Raw genomic sequence first — 19,790 nt, forward strand, 5'->3', positions numbered from 1 at the left:
TCTATTTTCTCAACAATCGCACACCGGGCGTCAGGGTCGTGGGCAAGGTCAGGCTGCTGCTCTCCAGCGAGGCCACCGGATACGCGCAATAATCCGCTGCGTAATAAGCACTCGCCCGATGATTACCGGATGCGCCCACCCCACCAAACGGCGCGCTGCTTGCGGCGCCGGTCAGCTGTTTGTTCCAGTTGACGATCCCCGACCGGCTTTCCAGCCAGAACTGTTTGTAACGCGCTTCAGAGTCCGACAGCAGACCGGCAGCCAGACCGTATTGGGTGTCATTGGCCAACGCGATGGCGCTATCAAAATCGATATAACGCAGCACTTGCAACAGTGGACCGAACAGCTCCTCATCAATGGGATCGCTGACCTCGGAAACATCAATGATGCCCGGTGTCAGCAACGCCGCCGTCGCGCGAGGCTGGGTCATTTCCAGCAATGCCGTAGCGCCATTGGCGAGCAGTTGTTCCTGCGCTGCCAGCAAGGCACTGGCGGCGTGCAACGAAATGACTGAACCCATGAACGGCGCAGGCTGTTGATCGTAAGCGCCCACTTCGATAGTGCGCGTGACCTCAACCAGACGCTCAAGAAATGCATCGCCCCAGACGCCTTGCGGCACCAGTAAACGCCGGGCGCAAGTGCAGCGTTGCCCGGCGGAAATGAAAGCAGACTGGATGACCGTGTAAACCGCAGCGTCTACATCGGCGACCTCATCGACAACCAGAGGGTTATTGCCACCCATTTCCAACGCAAGGATCTTGTCAGGACGACCGGCAAATTGCTGATGCAGGGCATTGCCGGTACGACTCGAACCGGTGAAAAACAGACCGTCGATGCCAGAGTTGGCAGCCAGAGCGATACCGGTGTCACGACCGCCCTGCAGCAGGTTCAACACGCCCGCAGGCAAACCGGCCTCTATCCAGCACTTGACCGTCAGTTCGGCGACTTTCGGGGTCAGCTCACTGGGTTTGAACACGACGGTGTTACCCGACAGCAAAGCCGGGACGATATGGCCATTGGGCAGATGTCCAGGAAAATTGTAGGGCCCGAACACGGTTACCACGCCATGGGGCTTGTGACGCAGCACCGCATTTGCATCGCCCAGCGGACCACTTTTCTCGCCGGTACGCTCCCGGTAGCTCTGCACGGAAATAGCGATTTTGTTGACCATGCTGGTCACTTCAGTCGCCGACTCCCAGAGTGGCTTGCCGGTTTCTTCACCAATGCATTGCGCCAGGGCATCGGCCTGTTTTTTCAGGTTCGCAGCGAAAGCTTCCAGCACCGTGATGCGATCTTCCAGGGTCCGGCTGGCCCAGGCAGGAAAAGCCTGTCGCGCAGCGCCCACGGCTGCGTCGACCTGAGCAGCCGTTGCACCTTGCCCGGACCACACAACTTGCTGAGTCACCGGATTGAGCGACTCGAATGCCTCGCCCTGCCCGGCCTGCCAGTTGCCTGAAATATACAAGGTGCTCATCAGACCGCCTCCCGCGCCGGGGACAGTGGAACCGCCCGGACATTGTCGCCCGCACTCAGGCGCAGACGCTTGGCGGTTGCCGGGGCAACTACCAATGTACCGGCAGCAAAACGCGCCGCACCTACGGTAATGCGGCAATCTTCGCGCTTGCGGTTGTGAATCAGAAACTGCGTGGCATCGTCACCCGGCGTGCCGATGGCGAGTACCAATGTTGCGCTGTCACGCACGGCGCGGATCTTCGCGGTTTCACATTCAACCGCTGGACCGGCGTCGAAGATATCCACGTAGCCCTGATAGCTGAAGCCTTCGGCCTTGAGCATGGTCAGCGCGGGCTCGGTATCGGCGTGCACCCGGCCAATCACATTGCGGGCGTCTTCAGAAAGGAAGCAGCTGTACAGCGGGAACTTGGGCATCAGTTCGGCAATGAACGCCTTGTTGCCAACGCCCGTCAGGTAGTCCGCCTGGCTGAACTCCATCTTGAAGAAGTGTCGACCCAGGCTTTCCCAGAACGGCGAACGCCCCTGCTCATCGGACATGCCGCGCATCTCGGCGATGATCTTGGCGCCGAACAACTGCGGGAACTCGGCAATGAACAGCATTCGCGCCTTGGCCAGCAGACGCCCGTTCAGACCGTTCCGAAAATCGCTGTGCAGGAACAGCGAGCACAGTTCGGAATTACCGGTCAGGTCATTGGCGAGGAACAGCGTGGGAATTTCACGGTAGATATTCAATTCTTGAGAAGCGCTGACCGTCAGGCCCACCCGGTAGTTGTACCAGGGCTCGCGCAGACCAACCGCCCCCGCAATGGCGGAAATACCCACTACGCGGCCATCATCGTCTTCAAGCACGAAAAGGTAATCCGCATCACCGCGCCCGGCTTCGCCGCGAAAGGTCTTTTCCGCCCAACCGACCCGGTGCGCCAGGCGTTCTTCATTGGCGGGCAAGGTCGTCAGGCCAGCGCCTGTGCTGCGCGCCAACTCGATCAGCGCGGGCAGGTCACTGCTGCTTACGGGACGAACGATCATGCTATCTCCTCAATACCGCTTCCCTCGGGAAACGGCGAAACTCGCTAAACCAGCCAATCCACATTCAAATGGCGTATCAGACCGCCACGACCCGCACGCTGGCATCTTCACCGACACCCAACGCTTCGGCTGCCGCCAGACTCAGCGCCACCGGTTTGCCTGGCGCCCAGTCCAGCTCCAGCAATATCGCCCGATAATCCTGCAGCAGACCATTGGCAACCAGATACAAGCGGCCACCGGAACCGGTATCAGTGGATCGTTGAGCATCGATTTTGACGGGCACCAACCGGCTCTGGGCGATGGAACGAATCCCGGAAACCCGCGCATGCAGGGTCGGGCCACCGTCGAAGATATCGATGTAATGATCGGTCTCGAAGCCTTCACGCATCAGGATGTCGAAGGTGATCTGTGCCCGCGGATGCACCTGCCCCATGGCTTCCTGAGCAGCATCCGGCAAGAGCGGCACGTAGATCGGGTAATGCGGCATCAACTCGGCGAGGAACGTCCGGCTTTTCAGCCCGCACAGACGTTCGGCTGCGGCATAGTTCAAATCGAAGAAGTTGCGCCCAATGGCATCCCAGAACGGCGAGTCGCCATTTTCATCGCTGTAGCCGACGATCTCGGTCACCACCGAATCCGCGAAACGCTCCGGGTGGCTGGCAACAAACAACAGGCGTCCACGAGAGTTAAGCTCCGACCACGCACTGCCCACCAGCTCAGGCACCACGTAGAAACTGGTCAGCAAACTGTTGCCAGTCAAATCGTGGCACTGGGACAGGACGTGAATCTTGTTGTGAATCTTCAACTCACGAGAAGCGTGAACGAAGGTTTCGTTGCGGAAGCTATAGAAGGGTTCGGAATAGCCCGCTGACGCGACGATCCCGGAACAGCCCACCAGTCGTCCGCTTTCGCTGTCTTCCAGGACGAAGAAGTAGGTCTCTTCGCCGTTGAAGCTCACTTCGGCCGCAAACGAGGCTTCCGAAGCGGCGATCTTGTCGCCAAGCCGCCCCGCGTCGTCAGGCAGGGACGTGACACCGATCGGGCTGTCGGCAGCGAGGCGTTGAACCTCGGCCAGATCAGCCATTTGCGCGGGGCGCATCACGAGCATGGTGCCACTCCTTACCAGAACACAGACCGGTCAAACCCGGCACAGAAAAAAAGCGCCACATGGATCAACGCCACATGGCACAGGAAAATGTCCGACGCTTGCCGTGCCGGCAAACGTCGGAAGGTGCTGCGTTGGATCAGCCCGCCATCAAGCCTGAGTCAGCTTGGCTACAGCGCGCTCGAAGCGATCCAGACCTTCGTCGATGTCAGCCTCTTCGATCACCAGACTTGGAGCGAAACGCACTACGTCAGGACCGGCTTGCAGAATCATCACGCCTTCATGCTCGGCGGCATTGAAGAAGTCTTTGGCCTTGCCCTTCCAGGCGTCGGACAGTACGCATCCGATCAACAGGCCCATGCCGCGAACCTGAGTGAAGACGCCGTATTTCTCGCCGATCTGCTCCAGACGCGCTCTGAACTTCGCGTGTTTGGCCGTTACGCCGTCGCGGACTTCCTGGGTGTGAACCACGTCCATCACTGCGTTACCCACCGCACACGCCAAAGCGTTGCCGCCGTAAGTCGTACCGTGGACGCCGACGGCGAAGTGCTTGGCGAGCTTTTCGGTGGTCAGCATGGCCGCCATCGGGAAACCGCCGCCAATGCTCTTGGCACTGGAAAGGATGTCCGGCGTAACGCCGTAATTCATGTAGGCAAACAGACGACCGCTGCGGCCCATGCCGCTTTGCACTTCGTCGAAGATCAGCAGCGCTTTGTGCTCGTCGCACAGTGCGCGTGCACCTTGCAGGTATTCGAGTTCGGCTGGCAGTACGCCGCCTTCACCCTGAATAGGCTCCAGCACCACGGCGCAGGTCTTGTCGGAAATCGCGGCCTTGAGCGCTGCCAGGTCGTTGAACGGCACGTGGGTGATGCCAGTGATCTTCGGGCCAAAACCGTCGGAGTACTTGGACTGACCGCCCACGGTCACGGTGAACAGCGTACGACCGTGGAAGCTGTTCAGCGCCGCAATGATTTCATACTTGTCCGGACCATACAGATCATGGGAAACGCGACGCGCCAGCTTGAAAGCGGCTTCGTTGGCTTCGGCACCGGAGTTACAGAAGAACACACGCTCGGCGAACGTGGCATCCACCAGCTTCTTCGCCAGACGCAGGGCCGGCTCGTTGGTGAACACGTTGGAAACATGCCAGAGATTGTTGGCCTGCTCAGTCAAGGCACCCACCAGCGCCGGATGGCAGTGGCCCAGTACGTTGACGGCAATCCCGCCGGAGAGATCCACCAGCTCGCGGCCCGCCTGGTCCCAGACTCGGGAACCCGCACCGCGCACAGGGATGAACCCGGCCGGGGCGTAATTGGGGACCATTACCTGGTCGAAATCGGCGCGTTGCACCGCAGCTTGCTCAACGGACATCGGAGTCTCCTGAAGAGGAACGCCTGCCTGAAACTGGCGAGCGATGGGAAGATTGTAAGGACTGGTCTCACTCCGGCCTTGCCGCCAGGCGACAACTTGTTACAGCACAAAACCGGGTTTTTCGGTGACTTTCGGCAATGCGACATTAACCATCGCAAAGGCGCAGTTTAAACGTTGCGGGCAGATTGTTGCAGATACAGATGCGTGGAATTACCTGAACGAAAGCTGTAGGAGCGCGCTTGCCCGCGATTACAGTGTGTCAAACAACACATTCTTCGCTGACCCACCGCAATCGCGGGCAAGCGCGCTCCTACAGTTCCAGCCGCTCAACCACGCTCTGCAGGCACCGACGACAATTCAAAAGGGCTGCTGCTGCGGCGTTGATTGCGGTCTTCTCGGGGAGTGGCGCCGAAGAAATTGCGGTAGGCGCTGGAGAAGTGCGGACCGGACGAGAAGCCACAGGACAGGCCGATCTGAATGATGGACTTGCTGGTCTGCATCAGCATCTGCCGTGCCTTGTTGAGGCGCAGTTCAAGGTAATACTGGCTCGGCACGCGATTGAGGTATTGCTTGAAAATCCGCTCCAGCTGACGCCGCGAGACACACACGTGCTGGGCGATTTCATCCGTGGTCAGCGGCTCTTCGATGTTGGCCTCCATCAACAGCACCGCCTGGGTCAGCTTGGGATGGCTGGAACCCAGACGATTCTGCAACGGAATACGCTGGCGCTCGCCGCCTTCACGAATGCGCTCCACTACCAGTTCTTCGGATACCGCACCTGCCAGTTCTGCGCCATGATCGCGTGCCAGCACGGCCAGCAAGAGATCCAGCACTGACATACCGCCGCACGCCGTCAAGCGATCACGATCCCAGTCAAACAGATGACTGGTGGCAATGACCTTGGGGAAACGCTCGGTGAAATCATCCTGCCAGCGCCAGTGCACGGCTGCCCGGTAACCATCAAGCAGTCCCAGTTGAGCGAGTGGATAAACCCCTGCTGACAGCCCGCCAATCACGCAACCGGAACGCACCAGCTGCTTGAGCGCCGAAGCCAGGGTGGAATTCACCGCCGCAGGTGGCTCATCCGCCAGCAAAAACAGCTTCTGGCAACCCTCCAGCCGCCCCGCCCACGGCTCGCCGGGCAATTGCCATGCACCCTCGGCGGGCGCTTCGGCTTGTAGAAACGACAGTTCGTAAAGCACTTCCGGGTGGACGCGCTGGGCGACACGCAAGGCTTCCTCGGCCAGCGCCAGAGTCAGGGCTTTGGTGCTGGGCCAGATAAGAAAACCAATTCGTTGAGCGGTCATGGCATGCAATCCGAAACGTGTCGCTGTTGTTGAAACTGTGTACACAGCTTATGGGGCGGGCGTCGACGCCCAGGCTGAATCTACTGCAATCAGCTCATGCTGCTTGCCGCGCAGCATGAACTGTTACGTCTCGAAAGGCATCGTTTAAACGTAGCTTTTCGTTACTTCAAGCTACCCGACAGGAACTGCTGCAAACGTTCGGACTGCGGGTTGACCAGCACTTCACGAGGATCACCGCGCTCTTCGACCACGCCTTTGTGGAGAAAGATCAACTGGTTGGAGACTTCACGGGCAAAGCCCATTTCGTGCGTCACCACGACCATGGTCCGGCCTTCCTGGGCAAGGGCCTGCATGACTTTGAGCACGTCCCCCACCAGTTCAGGGTCCAGCGCGGAGGTCGGTTCGTCGAACAGCATGACTTCCGGCTCCATCGCCAAGGCACGGGCAATGGCCACGCGCTGCTGTTCGCCGCCGGACATATGCCCCGGATAGGCGTCCTTGCGGTGAGCAACGCCTACTTTGGCCAGGTAATGCTCGGCTTTTTCCAGCGCTTGCTTCTTCGACACGCCCAGCACATGCACCGGGGCTTCGATGATGTTTTCCAGCGCCGTCATGTGCGACCACAGGTTGAAATGCTGGAACACCATGGAGAGGCGCGAACGCATGCGTTGCAGCTGTTTGGGGTCCGCAGCGCGCATGCTGCCGTCTTTATTGGCGACCAGTTGAAGCTCTTCATTGTTGAGCAGAATCTTGCCCGCATGGGGCTGTTCCAGCAGGTTGATGCAACGCAGGAAGGTACTTTTGCCCGAACCACTGGAGCCGATGATGCTGATCACATCGCCCGCTTTGGCGGTCAGGGAAACACCCTTGAGCACTTCATGGCTGCCGTAGCGTTTGTGCAGGTCCTGGACTTCCAGTTTGTTCATGCTTTCGGTTCTCACAAATGGGTCAGTCATTGAGCAAGCGACCCTGACGTCGGGCAGTACGACCCGCCACCTTGGCCAGCCAGAAACCCGGCTGGGCGTAACGCAATCGCTCGATGGCAAACAACACCCCGGCGGTATTCGAACAAACGGTGCTGACCCGGTCAGACAGCGGATCAATTACTTCAAACAGGGGCTCGCCCACCTCGACCCAAGCCCCTGCTTCGCGCAGGAAACTCACCACGCCAGGGTGCGGGGCGAACAGCAACTCAGTGCCTTCGAACGGCATGCCTTCGCATTCCTGGTGGGCTGCCTGCGGCCAGTCACCCGTGATGAAACCTTGCTCGGCAAGGAACGCCAAAATGCCTTCGGCATGGGCTTCGGCCTCAGGTTTACCGGTATCCGCCTGACCGCCCAGCTCAATGGTGGTTGCCAGACAGGCAAGCGGGATCTGTGCATCAGGGAAAATCCGCGACAGGCGCAACCACGGCAACGAACACGCCTCGTCGAACGAACTCCCGCCCGAGTCTTCGGCCAACAAGGCTACTTGCACATTCAAATGTGCGGTCAGCGAGCGCCATTGCGGCCAGTGCTGCGGCAAGGCGTACATGTGCAATGCAGCGTCAGCATCGCAATGCAGGTCGAGCACCACATCTGCCACGCATGCGTGACTCAGCAGAATCCGTTGCATGCCGCGCAGCTCACTTTCCGCCGGAGGCAGGTTGGCCAGCACCGTGGTCATGGCCTGACGGATCAACTGCACATTGCTGTGCGGGTCATCGCCCAATTGCCCTTCAAGCAACTCAGCCACCGGCTCGCTGAGCTCGGAAAAATCACGGTTGAAGTTCTTGCCGCTGCCGAATTCGAAGCGTCCTTGATGCGCACCTTGCAGCAACTGGCCCAGGCCAATCGGGTTGGCGACCGGTACCAGTTCGATAACGCCCTTGAGCGCGCCCTGCTCTTCCAGTTCAGCCAGGCGCTTTTTCAGCTCCCAGGCCGTCCGCATACCCGGCAACTCATCGGCGTGCAGGCTGGCCTGGATGTAGGCTTTGCGCTCGCCACTGCCAAAGCGGAACACGCTCAGCTGGCGCTCGGTGCCGAGGGTGCCCCACGGCAATACATGATCGGTTCTTTGCATGTCAGGCCTTCCGGGGTGCGAGGTAGCCCAGCCAGCGGCGTTCAGCCAGCTTGAACAGGCGCACCAGAATGAATGTCAGGCACAGGTAGAACACGCCTGCGGTGATAAACGCTTCGAAGGGCAAAAAGCTTTCGGAGTTGACCGCCCGGGCCGCTCCGGTGATGTCGACCAGGGTCACGCTGGACGCGAGACTGGTGGTCTGCAACATCATGATCACTTCGTTGCTGTACTGCGGCAGCGCTCGACGCAAGGCCGAAGGCAGCAGGATGCGGCGGTACATTTTGGATTTGGACATGCCCATGGCGCGCGCCGCTTCAATCTCGCCCGCAGGCGTAGCTTTCAAGCTGCCAGCGATGATTTCCGCGGTATAGGCGCTGGTATTGATCGCAAACGCCAGACAAGCGCAAAAGGTTGCACTGGACAACCACGGCCAGAGGAAGCTTTCCCGAACTGCAGCGAACTGTGAAAGGCCGTAATAGATCAGATACAGCTGCACCAGCATCGGCGTGCCACGAATCACATAGGTGTAGAGCCAGGCTGGCAGATTCACCCACGGTTTCTTGGAAACACGCATCAGGCCCAGTGGCAACGCTGCCAACAGACCAAACGCCAGGGCGATGCCAAGCAACTCAAGGGTGGTCAGCAGACCTGCAAAGTACAGCGGCAGACTGTCCCAGATGACGTTGTAATCAAAAATCACAGGTCAGCCGCCCTAACTCCAACGGAGTAACGTTTTTCCACAAGACGCAGGGCCAATAGCGAAACGCTGGTAATCAGCAGATAAATCGCGGCCACCGCCAGGAAGAAGGTAAAAGGCTGACTGGTAGCGTCGCCTGCCTGCTTGGCGAGAAACATCATGTCCTGCAGACCGACCAGCGAAATCAGCGCCGTCGCCTTGGTCAGTACCAGCCAATTATTGGTGAAGCCGGGGATCGCCAGGCGAACCATCTGCGGCACCAGAATTCTGAAAAACACTTTCGAGTGGCTCATCCCGTAAGCAAGGCCCGCTTCGGCCTGCCCTTTGGGGATTGCCATGAATGCACCGCGGAAGGTTTCCGACAGATAAGCACCGAAGATGAAACCCAGGGTGCCGATACCGGCAGCCAACGGGCTCAGGTCGATGTAATCGTCGTGACCGAGCATCGGCGCAACGGTGTTCAACGCCCCCTGACCGCCGTAGAAAATCAGCAGGATCAGGACCAGATCGGGAATCCCGCGAATCACGGTGGAATACACGTCACCCAGCCAGGCAAGCCAGCGCACCGGTGACAAACGCAACGACACACCGATCAGACCCAGGACGATTGCCAGCGCCATCGACGACAGGGCCAGTTGCAGCGTCAGCCCTGCGCCCTCGAGGATGACAGCCCCGTAGCCATTCAACATGTTGTGCAGTCCTCATGGGTGTAAAAAATGGCGCTAGCCACAACACCGAAAACGGTTTCTGGCTGCGCCATCCGTGACGACAGGTTTACTTGCCGTAAACGTCGAAGTCGAAGTATTTGTCCTGAATCTTTTTGTATTCGCCGTTAGCGCGAATCGCAGCGATGGCGGCGTTGATGCGATCAACATTCGCCTTGTCGCCTTTGCGAACAGCAATGCCGATGCCGTCACCAAAGTAGGCCGGATCGGTGAATGCCGGGCCGACAAAAGCATAGCCCTTGCCCGAATCGGTTTTCAGGAAACCATCCTGCAGCAGGGTCGCGTCCGCTACTGTGCCGTCCAGACGACCAGCCTTCAGGTCCAGGTAGATTTCGTTCTGGGAGCTGTAGGACTTGATCACGGCGCCCTTGGGCTCAAGCACCTTTTTGGCGAAAGTGTCGTGGATCGTTCCACGTTGCGCGCCGATCGTCTTGCCTTTGAGTTCATCCAGGCTGTCGCTGACGGTGGTGCCTTCCTTCATGACCAGACGCGCCTGAGTGCTGTAGTAGCGATCAGTAAAATCAACAGACTTCTTGCGGTCTTCGGTGATGGACATCGAGGACAGGATCGCATCGATCTTGCGCACTTTCAGCGCCGGGATCAGGCCGTCGAATTCCTGCTCGACCCACGTGCACTTGACCTTCATTTCAGCACACAGCGCGTTGCCGATATCGTAGTCGAAACCGACGATGCTGCCGTCCGGTGCTTTGGAGGCAAACGGAGGGTACGCCGCTTCAATACCGATTTTCAGAGGCTTTTCGTCTGCGAACACTGGCTGCGCCAGAACAGTCAGCGCCATTGCGCCAAGCAGCATGAGCTTTTTCATTGTCAGGACTCCGTCGGTAAAACACGACAAATGGCAACGTGAGCAAAAGCCCAGGATGCGAAGAGGACTATTGGAGATAGACGCCTGGCGGCTGGGACCGGTGTCCGGACCTGCAAGCCTGCGGCGAGTGAGCGGCATTTTAACGGGACGCTCGAAGTCGATATTTCTTCAATGCGACAACTAGTTACAAATGCACTGAAAATCACGGCGCGGGCATTGACAACCAAAAGTGGCTATGCAAAGGCAAAAAGAAGGATAACCCGTGATTACAGCAAAATGCGCGCCCATTATTGGCAAAGCCTTGTAATACGGCAAGGGTGGGATTGCCGCATGTTTATATGCCAGCTATTTAAGTAACCGATTCTTACAGACGTGAGGTGCATTGCCCCATAAGCGGGAGTGGCGTTACCGGAGCGGTGGGAGGGGTAACAGATCGATATATATCCTGGTTGGATGAAACCGAGATTTCGCGGAGCCTGAGGTTTTGTGCTACCCCAATCGCGAGCAACCTCTGCCCCCACAGGAATCACTGATGACGTGGGACCGGCTTTAGCCGGGAAGAGGCCGGGACAGACACTGAATCTTTATCTGCAGAAATACCGTCTTCCCGGCTAAAGCCGGTCCCACGTCGTCAATCAGCTTGCGGGGCAAACATAGAATCTCCCACATGAGATAGCGTTCTCCTGTGGGAGCCGAGCTTGCTCGCGATCGGAACGCTGCGGTCTCGATCTGGAAAACAAAAAACCCCACCCGGCTCACACCGAATGGGGTTTTTTTAAAGCGCTGACTATCAGGCCACCTTCATGGTCTTGTGCGTGTCGATCAGATGCTGCACCACGCTCGGATCAGCCAGCGTCGAGATATCACCCAGCGAATCGTATTCACCCGTGGCGATCTTGCGCAGGATGCGGCGCATGATTTTACCGGAACGGGTTTTCGGAAGGCCCGGCGCCCACTGAATCACATCAGGCGAAGCAATCGGGCCGATTTCTTTGCGGACCCAGTTACGCAGCTCGTTGCGCAGCGCGTCATCCGGTACTTCACCGCCGTTGAGCGTCACGTAAACGTAGATACCCTGCCCCTTCAAATCATGCGGCACGCCGACCACAGCAGCTTCGGCCACCTTCGGGTGCGCAACCATCGCACTTTCGATTTCAGCCGTCCCCATGCGGTGGCCGGAGACGTTAAGCACGTCATCCACGCGCCCGGTGATCCAGTAGTAACCGTCCTCGTCACGACGCGCGCCGTCGCCCGTGAAGTACATGCCGCGGAAGGTCTTGAAGTAGGTATCGACGAACCGGTCGTGGTCGCCGTACAGAGAGCGTGATTGACCCGGCCACGAATCGAGGATGACGAGATTGCCTTCGGCAGCGCCTTCGATCAGGTTGCCGAGGTTATCCACCAACGCCGGGATCACACCGAAGAACGGACGCGTTGCCGAGCCGGGCTTGAGGGCCGTTGCGCCCGGCAACGGGCTGATCAAGATGCCGCCGGTTTCGGTCTGCCACCAGGTATCGACGATCGGGCAGTTTTTCTTGCCAACGGTGTTGTAGTACCAGTTCCAGGCCTCCGGGTTGATCGGCTCGCCCACCGAACCCAGCAGGCGCAGGCTTGAACCGTCAGCACCTTCAACGGACTTGGTGCCTTCAGCCATCATCGCGCGGATGGCGGTCGGTGCGGTGTAGAGGATATTGACCTTGTGCTTGTCGATGATCTTCGACAGACGCGTGATGTCCGGATAGTTCGGTACGCCTTCGAACAACAGCGTGGTGGCGCCGTTGGCCAGCGGGCCATAGACGATATAGCTGTGGCCTGTGACCCAGCCGACGTCAGCAGTGCACCAGTAAATTTCGCCCGGTTTGTAGTCGAACACTCGCTCGTGCGTCAGCGCGGCATACAGCAGATAACCGCCTGTGGTGTGCAGCACGCCTTTCGGTTTGCCCGTCGAACCCGAGGTGTAAAGGATGAACAGCGACTCTTCGGCCCCCATTTCTTTCGGCGCACAGATCTCGGACGCCACGTCCAGCAGCGAGTGATACCAGATGTCGCGATGGCGGTTCCATTCGATGTCGCCGCCAGTACGTTTGCAGACGATGACTTTCTGTACGCTGGCGGTTTCCGGATTGGTCAGCGCCCGGTCGACGTTGGCTTTCATGGCGGTTTTCTTGCCGCCGCGCAGACCTTCGTCAGCGGTGATGACCACTTTGGATTTGCAATCGATGATGCGGCCAGCCAGCGCTTCGGGAGAGAAGCCACCAAACACTACCGAGTGAATTGCACCGATGCGGGCGCAGGCCAACATGGCGACCACGGCCTCGGGAATCATCGGCATATAAATAGTCACGACGTCGCCACGATGGACATCCTGACCGCGCAAGGCGTTGGCGAACTTGCAGACTTCGGCATGCAGTTCGCGATACGTGATGTTGCGGCTTTCGGAAGGATCGTCGCCCTCCCAGATGATTGCGATGGTGTCGCCGCGCTCTTCCAGATGGCGATCCAGGCAGTTATAGGCAACGTTCAGGGTGCCATCAGCAAACCATTTGATGTCAACACGGTGGTCGTCGAAGGAGGTCTGCTTGACCGAGGTAAAAGGTTTGATCCAGTCCAGACGCTGAGCTTGTTCACGCCAGAAGCCATCGGGATTGACCACCGACTGCTGGTACATGGCCTTGTAGGTCGCCTCATCGGTCAGCGTGCTCGCTGCGACTTCTGGGCGGACGGGGTACAGGGAAGCTGCACTCATCTTGGTTACCTCGGTGGATAGTTGTTGTTTTATGCCCCTGTTGTATCCGCCTGTCGGCGTCGGGACCATTCGACGATGGTCTTACCGATCAGATAAACAGGCCCGTAACGACCATTGAAAGGCACAGGCAAGATCGCAGTCAACCGTTCATAAGCCTCTGGCTCGGTGCTCTCAGGGATTGTTGTCAATTCGCTCAATAGTGTTTATCAAAAGTGTTTCTATATGAAGTTCGGTGACAGGCATAGAATCGACTTCGCCAAACAAGGCACACGATAAATAACTGACAGCCCCCCACGGCGAGTTGATTATCCTCTGATACAGGCTTCACACATCGCTCTACAAGGGCGATGTGCCCCCTTTCGAACTCAAGAAGGTAAAGCAGAAATGAAAGTTTCACTGTTGGTTCTGGCACTCTGCGGTTTCAGCACATTTGCAATGGCTGAAGAATCCGGAGCAAAAGTTGCGGCCCAACAAGCTCGCGTCGAGCAATACACCTACGGCAGCCATCCGGATATTGCCAAAGTCATCTCCATTACCGCCATCCCTGACGTCTGCAAGGTTGTACCGATGCGCATGACCTATGAAGACTCCAAAGGCCAGCAGCATGTGATGGGCTATCAGGTCATGGGTAACGGCTGCAGTAATAGTTGAGTGACATCCGTCAGGCAATTATGGGTAGGAGGCAACTTGTTGGCGAGAAGGTGTGTCAGGTAAATATATTGCTGATATGCCAACATCTCGCGAACAAGTTCGCTCCTACCGACAATTATCATCCGGCTTGCTGAAAGTACTTAACCCATAATCCCGTAACTTGTTAGCCACCGTTGTATGGGAAACACCCAGCCGCTTCCCAAGTTGCCGACTGCTGGGATATTCCGCATACAAACGTTGCAATAACGCTTTTTCAAAACGGCCAACTATCTCATCCAGCCCACCGTCCATGGAAAACTCCGCCAACGGATCGCGCACGCCGTAATCCGGCAAACGGATGTGCTCGGCCTTTACCGTGCCGCCTTCGCATAACGAAACGGCCTGGAACAAGACATTTTCCAGTTGCCGGACATTGCCCGGCCATTGGTAATGACTCAAACGCTCCATGGCAGCAGTCGCCAGCCTGGGCAAAGGACAGCTTATCTGACGGCTGGCCTGATCCAGAAAGTGCTCAACCAGAGGGCCAAGACCATCCAGGCATTCACGCAACGGCGGGATGTGCAGGGTCAAGACGTTAAGGCGGTGGTAAAGGTCCTGGCGAAACTCACCCTTCACACACAACTCAGACAGGTCAACCTGAGTCGAGCACATGATGCGCACATCGAGAAAAACATCTTCGTCGCTGCCGACTCGCCGGAAGCAGCCGTCCTGCAGAAAACGCAGCAATTTGGCCTGCATGCGCGAACTGAGTTCGCCCACACCATCCAGAAACAGCGTGCCTCCCGCCGTCAGCTCCAACAGACCCAGCTTGCCCTCGGCTCGCGCACCGTCGAACGCGCCCGGGCCGTAACCGAACAACTCGGTCTCGGCCATGGCATCAGACAGGCCCGAGCAGTTCATCGCCATCAACGGCGACTGCCCACGCGGGCTGGCGAGGTGGCAGGCCCGGGCCAGCAACTCTTTGCCGGTGCCCGTTTCACCTTCAATTAATAAAGGTGCGTCCAGCGGCGCCATGCGCCGAGCTTCACGCACTACCGCTGCCATGACTCTGGAGCTCTGGAAAATGCTGTCAAAACCGCGCAGTTCCTCCTTACGGACCTGATAGATCTGCTCACCGACCCGGTCAGCACGATGCAGGGTCAACACTGCCCCCGCCATCGCTTCGCTGTCGTCATGGCGCGACTGCAAAGGCGCAATATCAGCAAGAAATACATCCCCCCGAATGGTCACTCGAAGGCCATTGATCCGGGACTTGTTGCTGCGGATCAGCTCAGGTACATCAAGGTCTTCGGCGTAACGCGACAACGCAATACCCGGCACTTCATCCACCCGCACGCCCAGTAATTGAGCGGCAGCCCGGTTAGCCGCGACGATTGAACCGCCCATGTCGATGGACAGCACCGGAAACTCCAGCGCGCCAAGCAATGCGTCTAACTCCATATGCCGCCGCTCACTGGGCATTAGCCCCACCCGCTTGACGCCAAAGACGCCGGCAATGGCTTCGAAGCGCGGGCGCAATGACTGAAATTGCAGATTGATCAGATTCGGGCAGTGTAGATAGATCGCGTCGCCGTGCTCCCCGCCCACCTCGCCCCGGGCGACGTTGACGCCGTAGGAGGCCAGCAGATCGAGAATGTCGCGAGTCATACCGATGCGGTTTTGACAGTGCACTTTGATGCGCATGGCGGATGAGTCCTGTGGCTGTTGTTATTTTTATGATGAGGCGAAAGTCAGCGTCAAGAATTCGTGACACCCGAATCCCGAAAAACTCACTTGATCGCAAGATAATCAGGGATTCACCGACCTCGTAAAGATTTCTTTACGAAATTTCGCTAATACCCGCCACGTCAGTTCAAAGCACCGACAGTCTGCATGGCTGAAATGCGCTATTGATGATCCTGGGCGTTCGTAACAAACCCAATAAAAAGAACCCCAAGGAGAGTGGCATGAGCCCTACGAAATACGTGGCACGCGAACCCGACGCCCATGGGTTCATTGACTACCCGAGCGCCGAGCATGAGGTTTGGAATACCTTGATCACCCGACAGATGAAGGTGATTGAAGGCCGCGCCTGCCAGGAATACCTCGACGGCATCGAGCAACTGGCTCTGCCAACTCACCGCGTTCCGCAATTGGCGGAAATCAACAGCATTCTAGGCGCGACCACCGGCTGGCAAGTGGCGCGGGTTCCGGCGCTGATTCCGTTTCAGACCTTTTTCGAGCTGCTGGCCAACAAACAGTTTCCAGTGGCGACATTCATTCGCAGCCAGGAAGAATTGGACTATCTGCAAGAGCCGGATATCTTTCACGAGATCTTCGGCCACTGCCCGCTGCTGACCAACCCGTGGTTCGCCGAATTCACTCACACCTATGGCAAGCTCGGCCTTAGCGCCAGCAAAGAACAGCGCGTCTATCTGGCACGCCTGTACTGGATGACCATTGAGTTCGGACTGGTCGAGACACCGCAAGGTCGGAAAATCTATGGGGGAGGCATTCTTTCCTCTCCCAAAGAAGCGGTTTACAGCCTGTCGAGTACGCCGGAACATCAAGCGTTCGATCCTCTGGACGCGATGCGCACGCCTTACCGTATCGATATCCTGCAACCCTTGTATTTTGTGTTGCCGGACTTGAAGCGGCTATTCGACCTGGCCCAGGAAGACATCATGGGGATGGTCGGGCAAGCTATGCAGCTGGGTCTGCACGCGCCGAAATTCCCGCCTAAAAATCCGTCCACTACCCAAGCGGCCTGAACAGGAAACCCTTCATGACCCAACTATCCCAAGCCAGCTGCGAAGCCTGCAGTGCCAATGCCCCGCAAGTCAGCGAAGCCGAACTGCCCGTGCTGCTGAAGCAGATTCCGGACTGGAACATCGAGGTCCGCGACGGCGTGATGCAGCTAGAAAAAATCTATCTGTTCAAGAATTTCAAGTTTGCACTGGCATTCACCAATGCGGTGGGTGCGATAGCCGAAGCAGAAGGTCATCACCCGGGCCTGCTGACCGAATGGGGCAAAGTGACCGTGACCTGGTGGAGCCACTCTATCAAAGGCCTGCACCGCAACGACTTCATCATGGCGGCGCGAACGGATGAGGTGGCCAAGGACGCTGAGGGGCGTAAATAGGGTTAGCGGTATTTCACCGCTGACACCAACCTGTGGGAGCTCCATATTGGCGTGCAAGCTGATGTACGACGTGGGACCGGCTTTAGCCGGGAAGGCGGTTTTTCTGACAACCTGGGTTCAGTGAATGCACTGGCCTCTTTCCGGCTAAAGCCGGTCCCACGACATTGGGCGCCCACGGGATTGCATCACAAATAGTTCAGAAATCCCTGTCTAGACGCCGGACAATAAAATCCGGTTTTTGTTTCCGCACATGACCAACGGTCGAGATAAAAGTCTGTTTGTCATTATCTCTGCTGTATCCTGCCCAAGCTTTTTAGAAGCACTGGTTCTGCCCAGCAACTAAAAAACTTGTGCAAGGAGCATTGAAAATGCATGAAATTCCTAACTTTCCCCCTGGCCAGAATGAGCCTGAGCAATCGACACTGGCTCAGCTGGAACTCGGTCAACCGGTCGACATGAAAGCCGGTGTACAGGCCGAACAAGGCCAGCAAGCCTCCAGCGAAGACTGAGGGTGATTTTTCAGACGTATCGGAAACCAGCCTCGCTGTGTTTTCATACGTCTGATTGCCGATGACCACAGGCTGCACATGAAAGACTTCACCGAAGCACAAGCCAATACCCTGATCGGCACTGCCGAACTGATGATCAAAATCTGGGCACAGTTGAGCCCGGAAAAGAAGCAGGCCCTGCTCGACCGTTTCGGTAATCAGGAAAACGCCCTCGCCGCGCTGGTAACGACCCAACTGGTCGCACCTGAACAGCCCCGATAAGTCCCTGCCCCTTCCTGACCGCATACTCTCGCGGTAAATTTTTTTACCAGGCCTCCAGTCCGGCACCCGTTCGCCGCTATCATTGAGCACTTGGTTAGCTTGCTAAGGTTCGACTCGACCTGCAACCTCGTTTGATTTCCCCGCCGTTACAGTGGACCGCTTACCCATGCCTGATACACCACGCAGTGATTCGCAACGCCCCATGGCAGTCACTCTGCAAGTCGTCTCCATCGTCATGTTCACCTTCATCGGTTACCTGAACGTCGGTATTCCGCTGGCGGTCCTGCCGGGGTATGTCCACACCGACCTGGGGTTCGGCGCGGTGACAGCCGGGCTGGTGATCAGCGTGCAATACCTGGCAACGCTGCTCAGCCGCCCGTATGCCGGGCGCATCATTGATAACCTCGGCCCCAAGAAAGCGGTGCTGTTCGGCCTGGCCGGTTGCGGACTGAGCGGTGTGTTCATGCTGCTGTCGAGTTGGTTGCAGGCGTGGCCCATGGTCAGCCTGATCAGCTTGTTCTTCGGCCGACTGGTGTTGGGCAGTGCCGAGAGCCTCGTGGGTTCCGGGTCGATAGGCTGGGGCATTGGCCGCGTTGGCTCGCAGAACACCGCCAAAGTAATTTCCTGGAACGGCATCGCCAGCTACGGCGCACTGGCCATCGGCGCACCGCTTGGGGTGATGCTGGTCAGCACACTGGGACTATGGAGCATGGGCGTAAGCATCATCCTGCTCGCCCTACTCGGGTTGAAACTGGGCTGGAACAAAGAAGCCGTACCGATCGTGCATGGCGAGCGCATGCCGTTCATTCATGTCCTCGGCAAAGTATTTCCGCACGGCATGGGCCTGGCGCTGGGGTCTATCGGATTCGGCACCATCGCCACGTTCATCACGCTTTATTACAACAGCCATAACTGGCCGAACGCCGTGCTGTGTCTAAGCCTGTTCGGCGCGTCGTTCATCGGGGCGCGGTTGTTGTTCGGCAACATGATCAACCGGATTGGCGGCTTCAAAGTGGCGATTGGCTGCCTGAGCGTTGAAAGTCTAGGCTTGCTGTTGCTGTGGATGGCGCCATCCCCAGAGCTGGCACTGGCTGGCGCGGCGTTGACCGGCTTTGGTTTCTCGTTGGTGTTCCCCGCTCTGGGTGTCGAGGCGGTGAATCTGGTGCCAGCTTCCAGCCGGGGCGCGGCAGTCGGCGCTTATTCGCTATTCATTGACTTGTCGCTGGGGATCACCGGTCCAGTAGCGGGTGCCGTGGCCGCAGGCTTTGGCTTCGCCTCGATCTTCCTGTTTGCAGCCCTCGCCTCTCTCAGCGGCCTGGCGTTGAGCGTCTGGCTGTACAAGCAGGCCAAAGCGGCGCGCCAACAGAGCGCCTGATCAGAAATCCACTTTGCCGCGACCCGCCTTGATCGAGCCACGCTTGGTCTTCGACTCCAAACGGCGGGTCTTTGAGCCCAGCGTCGGCTTGGTCGGCCGGCGCTTCTTCTCGACCTTGGCAGCGTTAACGATCAGCTCGGTCAAACGCTCCAGCGCATCGGCGCGGTTCTGTTCCTGAGTGCGGTATTGCTGGGCCTTGAGCACGAGCACGCCTTCGCTGGTGATCCGGCTATCGCGCAACGCCAGCAACCGCTCTTTGTAGAAAGGCGGCAGCGATGAAGCGTTGATGTCGAAACGCAGGTGCACCGCACTGGAAACCTTATTGACGTTCTGCCCACCCGCGCCCTGTGCGCGGATGGCAGTCAATTCGATTTCCGCATCGGGGAGGTGAACGTTGTTGGAGATTACCAGCATGGTGTTTTCACATTACCTTGGAGCGATGCATACCTTGTCGCCGACAATTTTCGTGGCCGTGTCACCGTCGTGGGACCGGCTTTAGCCGGGAAGAGGCCGGGACAGCCACAGCATATCTTTCT

Annotated in this window: 19 protein-coding genes; 6 read left to right on the forward strand and 13 right to left on the reverse strand. The window is 58.0% G+C overall.

The features are described from left to right. Position 1 precedes the first annotated feature (1 nt). The 11 genes from astD to acs form a co-directional block, all read right to left on the reverse strand. Positions 2 to 1,477, reverse strand: a complete 1,476-nt coding sequence (astD, locus tag CKW31_RS11345) for a succinylglutamate-semialdehyde dehydrogenase (RefSeq protein ID WP_176469870.1) — start codon at positions 1,475 to 1,477, stop codon at positions 2 to 4. Next, positions 1,474 to 2,499, reverse strand: a complete 1,026-nt coding sequence (gene astA / locus CKW31_RS11350) for an arginine N-succinyltransferase (protein ID WP_095094602.1) — start codon at positions 2,497 to 2,499, stop codon at positions 1,474 to 1,476. The genes astD and astA overlap by 4 nt, the downstream gene beginning before the upstream one ends. Before the next feature lie 76 nt (positions 2,500 to 2,575). Beyond that, entirely contained in the window at positions 2,576 to 3,607 is a 1,032-nt protein-coding gene (gene aruF / locus CKW31_RS11355; RefSeq protein ID WP_027900076.1) for an arginine/ornithine succinyltransferase subunit alpha, read from the reverse strand. Between the two features lie 147 nt (positions 3,608 to 3,754). Beyond that, complete coding sequence (locus tag CKW31_RS11360) at positions 3,755 to 4,975, reverse strand: aspartate aminotransferase family protein (RefSeq protein WP_095094604.1); 1,221 nt, start codon at positions 4,973 to 4,975, stop codon at positions 3,755 to 3,757. 326 nt (positions 4,976 to 5,301) lie between these two features. Beyond that, a complete protein-coding gene (gene argR, locus CKW31_RS11370; protein WP_087273887.1) occupies positions 5,302 to 6,282 on the reverse strand; it encodes a transcriptional regulator ArgR in 981 nt (326 codons plus the stop codon). A 161-nt stretch (positions 6,283 to 6,443) separates the two neighbouring features. Then, the gene (locus CKW31_RS11375; RefSeq protein WP_095094608.1) at positions 6,444 to 7,208 is read right to left on the reverse strand and encodes an ABC transporter ATP-binding protein; all 765 of its coding nucleotides are present in this window, start codon (positions 7,206 to 7,208) and stop codon (positions 6,444 to 6,446) included. Positions 7,209 to 7,230: 22 nt separating this feature from the next. Continuing rightward, positions 7,231 to 8,343: a succinylglutamate desuccinylase/aspartoacylase family protein gene (locus CKW31_RS11380; protein ID WP_095094610.1), complete on the reverse strand. Its 1,113-nt coding sequence runs from the start codon at positions 8,341 to 8,343 to the stop codon at positions 7,231 to 7,233. 1 nt (position 8,344) lies between these two features. Continuing rightward, positions 8,345 to 9,043 carry an ABC transporter permease gene (locus tag CKW31_RS11385; RefSeq protein WP_095094612.1) on the reverse strand — a complete coding sequence of 233 codons (699 nt, stop codon included), beginning with the start codon at positions 9,041 to 9,043 and terminating at the stop codon, positions 8,345 to 8,347. Next, entirely contained in the window at positions 9,040 to 9,729 is a 690-nt protein-coding gene (locus tag CKW31_RS11390) for an ABC transporter permease (protein WP_095094614.1), read from the reverse strand. The genes CKW31_RS11385 and CKW31_RS11390 overlap by 4 nt, the downstream gene beginning before the upstream one ends. 85 nt (positions 9,730 to 9,814) lie before the next feature. Beyond that, positions 9,815 to 10,591 carry an ABC transporter substrate-binding protein gene (locus tag CKW31_RS11395; protein ID WP_095094616.1) on the reverse strand — a complete coding sequence of 259 codons (777 nt, stop codon included), beginning with the start codon at positions 10,589 to 10,591 and terminating at the stop codon, positions 9,815 to 9,817. 790 nt (positions 10,592 to 11,381) lie between these two features. After that, on the reverse strand, positions 11,382 to 13,337 hold the full coding sequence (gene acs / locus CKW31_RS11400; protein ID WP_027898010.1) for an acetate--CoA ligase: 1,956 nt from the start codon (positions 13,335 to 13,337) through the stop codon (positions 11,382 to 11,384). Between the two features lie 384 nt (positions 13,338 to 13,721). Here acs and CKW31_RS11405 point away from each other — a divergent pair, with 384 nt between their 5' ends. Beyond that, positions 13,722 to 13,988: a DUF2790 domain-containing protein gene (locus CKW31_RS11405; protein ID WP_087273874.1), complete on the forward strand. Its 267-nt coding sequence runs from the start codon at positions 13,722 to 13,724 to the stop codon at positions 13,986 to 13,988. Between the two features lie 105 nt (positions 13,989 to 14,093). Here CKW31_RS11405 and CKW31_RS11410 read toward each other — a convergent pair whose 3' ends face one another. Further along, entirely contained in the window at positions 14,094 to 15,671 is a 1,578-nt protein-coding gene (locus CKW31_RS11410; RefSeq protein WP_095094618.1) for a sigma-54-dependent transcriptional regulator, read from the reverse strand. 263 nt (positions 15,672 to 15,934) lie between these two features. Here CKW31_RS11410 and phhA point away from each other — a divergent pair, with 263 nt between their 5' ends. From phhA to CKW31_RS11430, 5 genes are all read left to right on the forward strand, one after another. Then, on the forward strand, positions 15,935 to 16,738 hold the full coding sequence (phhA, locus tag CKW31_RS11415) for a phenylalanine 4-monooxygenase (protein WP_095094620.1): 804 nt from the start codon (positions 15,935 to 15,937) through the stop codon (positions 16,736 to 16,738). 14 nt (positions 16,739 to 16,752) lie between these two features. Next, entirely contained in the window at positions 16,753 to 17,109 is a 357-nt protein-coding gene (locus CKW31_RS11420; protein ID WP_095094622.1) for a 4a-hydroxytetrahydrobiopterin dehydratase, read from the forward strand. 368 nt (positions 17,110 to 17,477) lie between these two features. Further along, positions 17,478 to 17,618, forward strand: a complete 141-nt coding sequence (locus CKW31_RS29825; protein WP_176469861.1) for a hypothetical protein — start codon at positions 17,478 to 17,480, stop codon at positions 17,616 to 17,618. Positions 17,619 to 17,696: 78 nt separating this feature from the next. Then, positions 17,697 to 17,879: a hypothetical protein gene (locus tag CKW31_RS11425; protein WP_095094624.1), complete on the forward strand. Its 183-nt coding sequence runs from the start codon at positions 17,697 to 17,699 to the stop codon at positions 17,877 to 17,879. Between the two features lie 166 nt (positions 17,880 to 18,045). Further along, positions 18,046 to 19,254, forward strand: coding sequence for an MFS transporter (locus tag CKW31_RS11430; RefSeq protein ID WP_095094626.1), 1,209 nt, complete (start codon positions 18,046 to 18,048; stop codon positions 19,252 to 19,254). Here the strand turns inward: CKW31_RS11430 and arfB are convergent, their stop codons facing one another. Continuing rightward, complete coding sequence (arfB, locus tag CKW31_RS11435) at positions 19,255 to 19,668, reverse strand: alternative ribosome rescue aminoacyl-tRNA hydrolase ArfB (protein ID WP_027898123.1); 414 nt, start codon at positions 19,666 to 19,668, stop codon at positions 19,255 to 19,257. Positions 19,669 to 19,790 lie beyond the last annotated feature (122 nt).

The sequence above is a fragment of the Pseudomonas sp. Irchel 3A5 genome, assembly GCF_900187575.1.
Taxonomy (GTDB): Bacteria; Pseudomonadota; Gammaproteobacteria; order Pseudomonadales; family Pseudomonadaceae; genus Aquipseudomonas; species Aquipseudomonas folii.

What these genes read in the sequence shown, in the direction of transcription:
- CKW31_RS11425 (WP_095094624.1), top strand. Translation starts at nt 17,697, where the DNA reads ATGAAAGACTTCACCGAAGCACAAGCCAATACCCTGATCGGCACTGCC.
- phhA (WP_095094620.1), top strand. Translation starts at nt 15,935, where the DNA reads ATGAGCCCTACGAAATACGTGGCACGCGAACCCGACGCCCATGGGTTC.
- argR (WP_087273887.1), bottom strand. Translation starts at nt 6,282, where the DNA reads ATGACCGCTCAACGAATTGGTTTTCTTATCTGGCCCAGCACCAAAGCC.
- CKW31_RS11430 (WP_095094626.1), top strand. Translation starts at nt 18,046, where the DNA reads ATGCCTGATACACCACGCAGTGATTCGCAACGCCCCATGGCAGTCACT.
- CKW31_RS11410 (WP_095094618.1), bottom strand. Translation starts at nt 15,671, where the DNA reads ATGCGCATCAAAGTGCACTGTCAAAACCGCATCGGTATGACTCGCGAC.
- CKW31_RS11395 (WP_095094616.1), bottom strand. Translation starts at nt 10,591, where the DNA reads ATGAAAAAGCTCATGCTGCTTGGCGCAATGGCGCTGACTGTTCTGGCG.
- CKW31_RS11420 (WP_095094622.1), top strand. Translation starts at nt 16,753, where the DNA reads ATGACCCAACTATCCCAAGCCAGCTGCGAAGCCTGCAGTGCCAATGCC.
- CKW31_RS11390 (WP_095094614.1), bottom strand. Translation starts at nt 9,729, where the DNA reads ATGTTGAATGGCTACGGGGCTGTCATCCTCGAGGGCGCAGGGCTGACG.
- astA (WP_095094602.1), bottom strand. Translation starts at nt 2,499, where the DNA reads ATGATCGTTCGTCCCGTAAGCAGCAGTGACCTGCCCGCGCTGATCGAG.
- CKW31_RS11375 (WP_095094608.1), bottom strand. Translation starts at nt 7,208, where the DNA reads ATGAACAAACTGGAAGTCCAGGACCTGCACAAACGCTACGGCAGCCAT.
- acs (WP_027898010.1), bottom strand. Translation starts at nt 13,337, where the DNA reads ATGAGTGCAGCTTCCCTGTACCCCGTCCGCCCAGAAGTCGCAGCGAGC.
- CKW31_RS11405 (WP_087273874.1), top strand. Translation starts at nt 13,722, where the DNA reads ATGAAAGTTTCACTGTTGGTTCTGGCACTCTGCGGTTTCAGCACATTT.
- arfB (WP_027898123.1), bottom strand. Translation starts at nt 19,668, where the DNA reads ATGCTGGTAATCTCCAACAACGTTCACCTCCCCGATGCGGAAATCGAA.
- CKW31_RS11380 (WP_095094610.1), bottom strand. Translation starts at nt 8,343, where the DNA reads ATGCAAAGAACCGATCATGTATTGCCGTGGGGCACCCTCGGCACCGAG.
- CKW31_RS11360 (WP_095094604.1), bottom strand. Translation starts at nt 4,975, where the DNA reads ATGTCCGTTGAGCAAGCTGCGGTGCAACGCGCCGATTTCGACCAGGTA.
- aruF (WP_027900076.1), bottom strand. Translation starts at nt 3,607, where the DNA reads ATGCTCGTGATGCGCCCCGCGCAAATGGCTGATCTGGCCGAGGTTCAA.
- CKW31_RS29825 (WP_176469861.1), top strand. Translation starts at nt 17,478, where the DNA reads ATGCATGAAATTCCTAACTTTCCCCCTGGCCAGAATGAGCCTGAGCAA.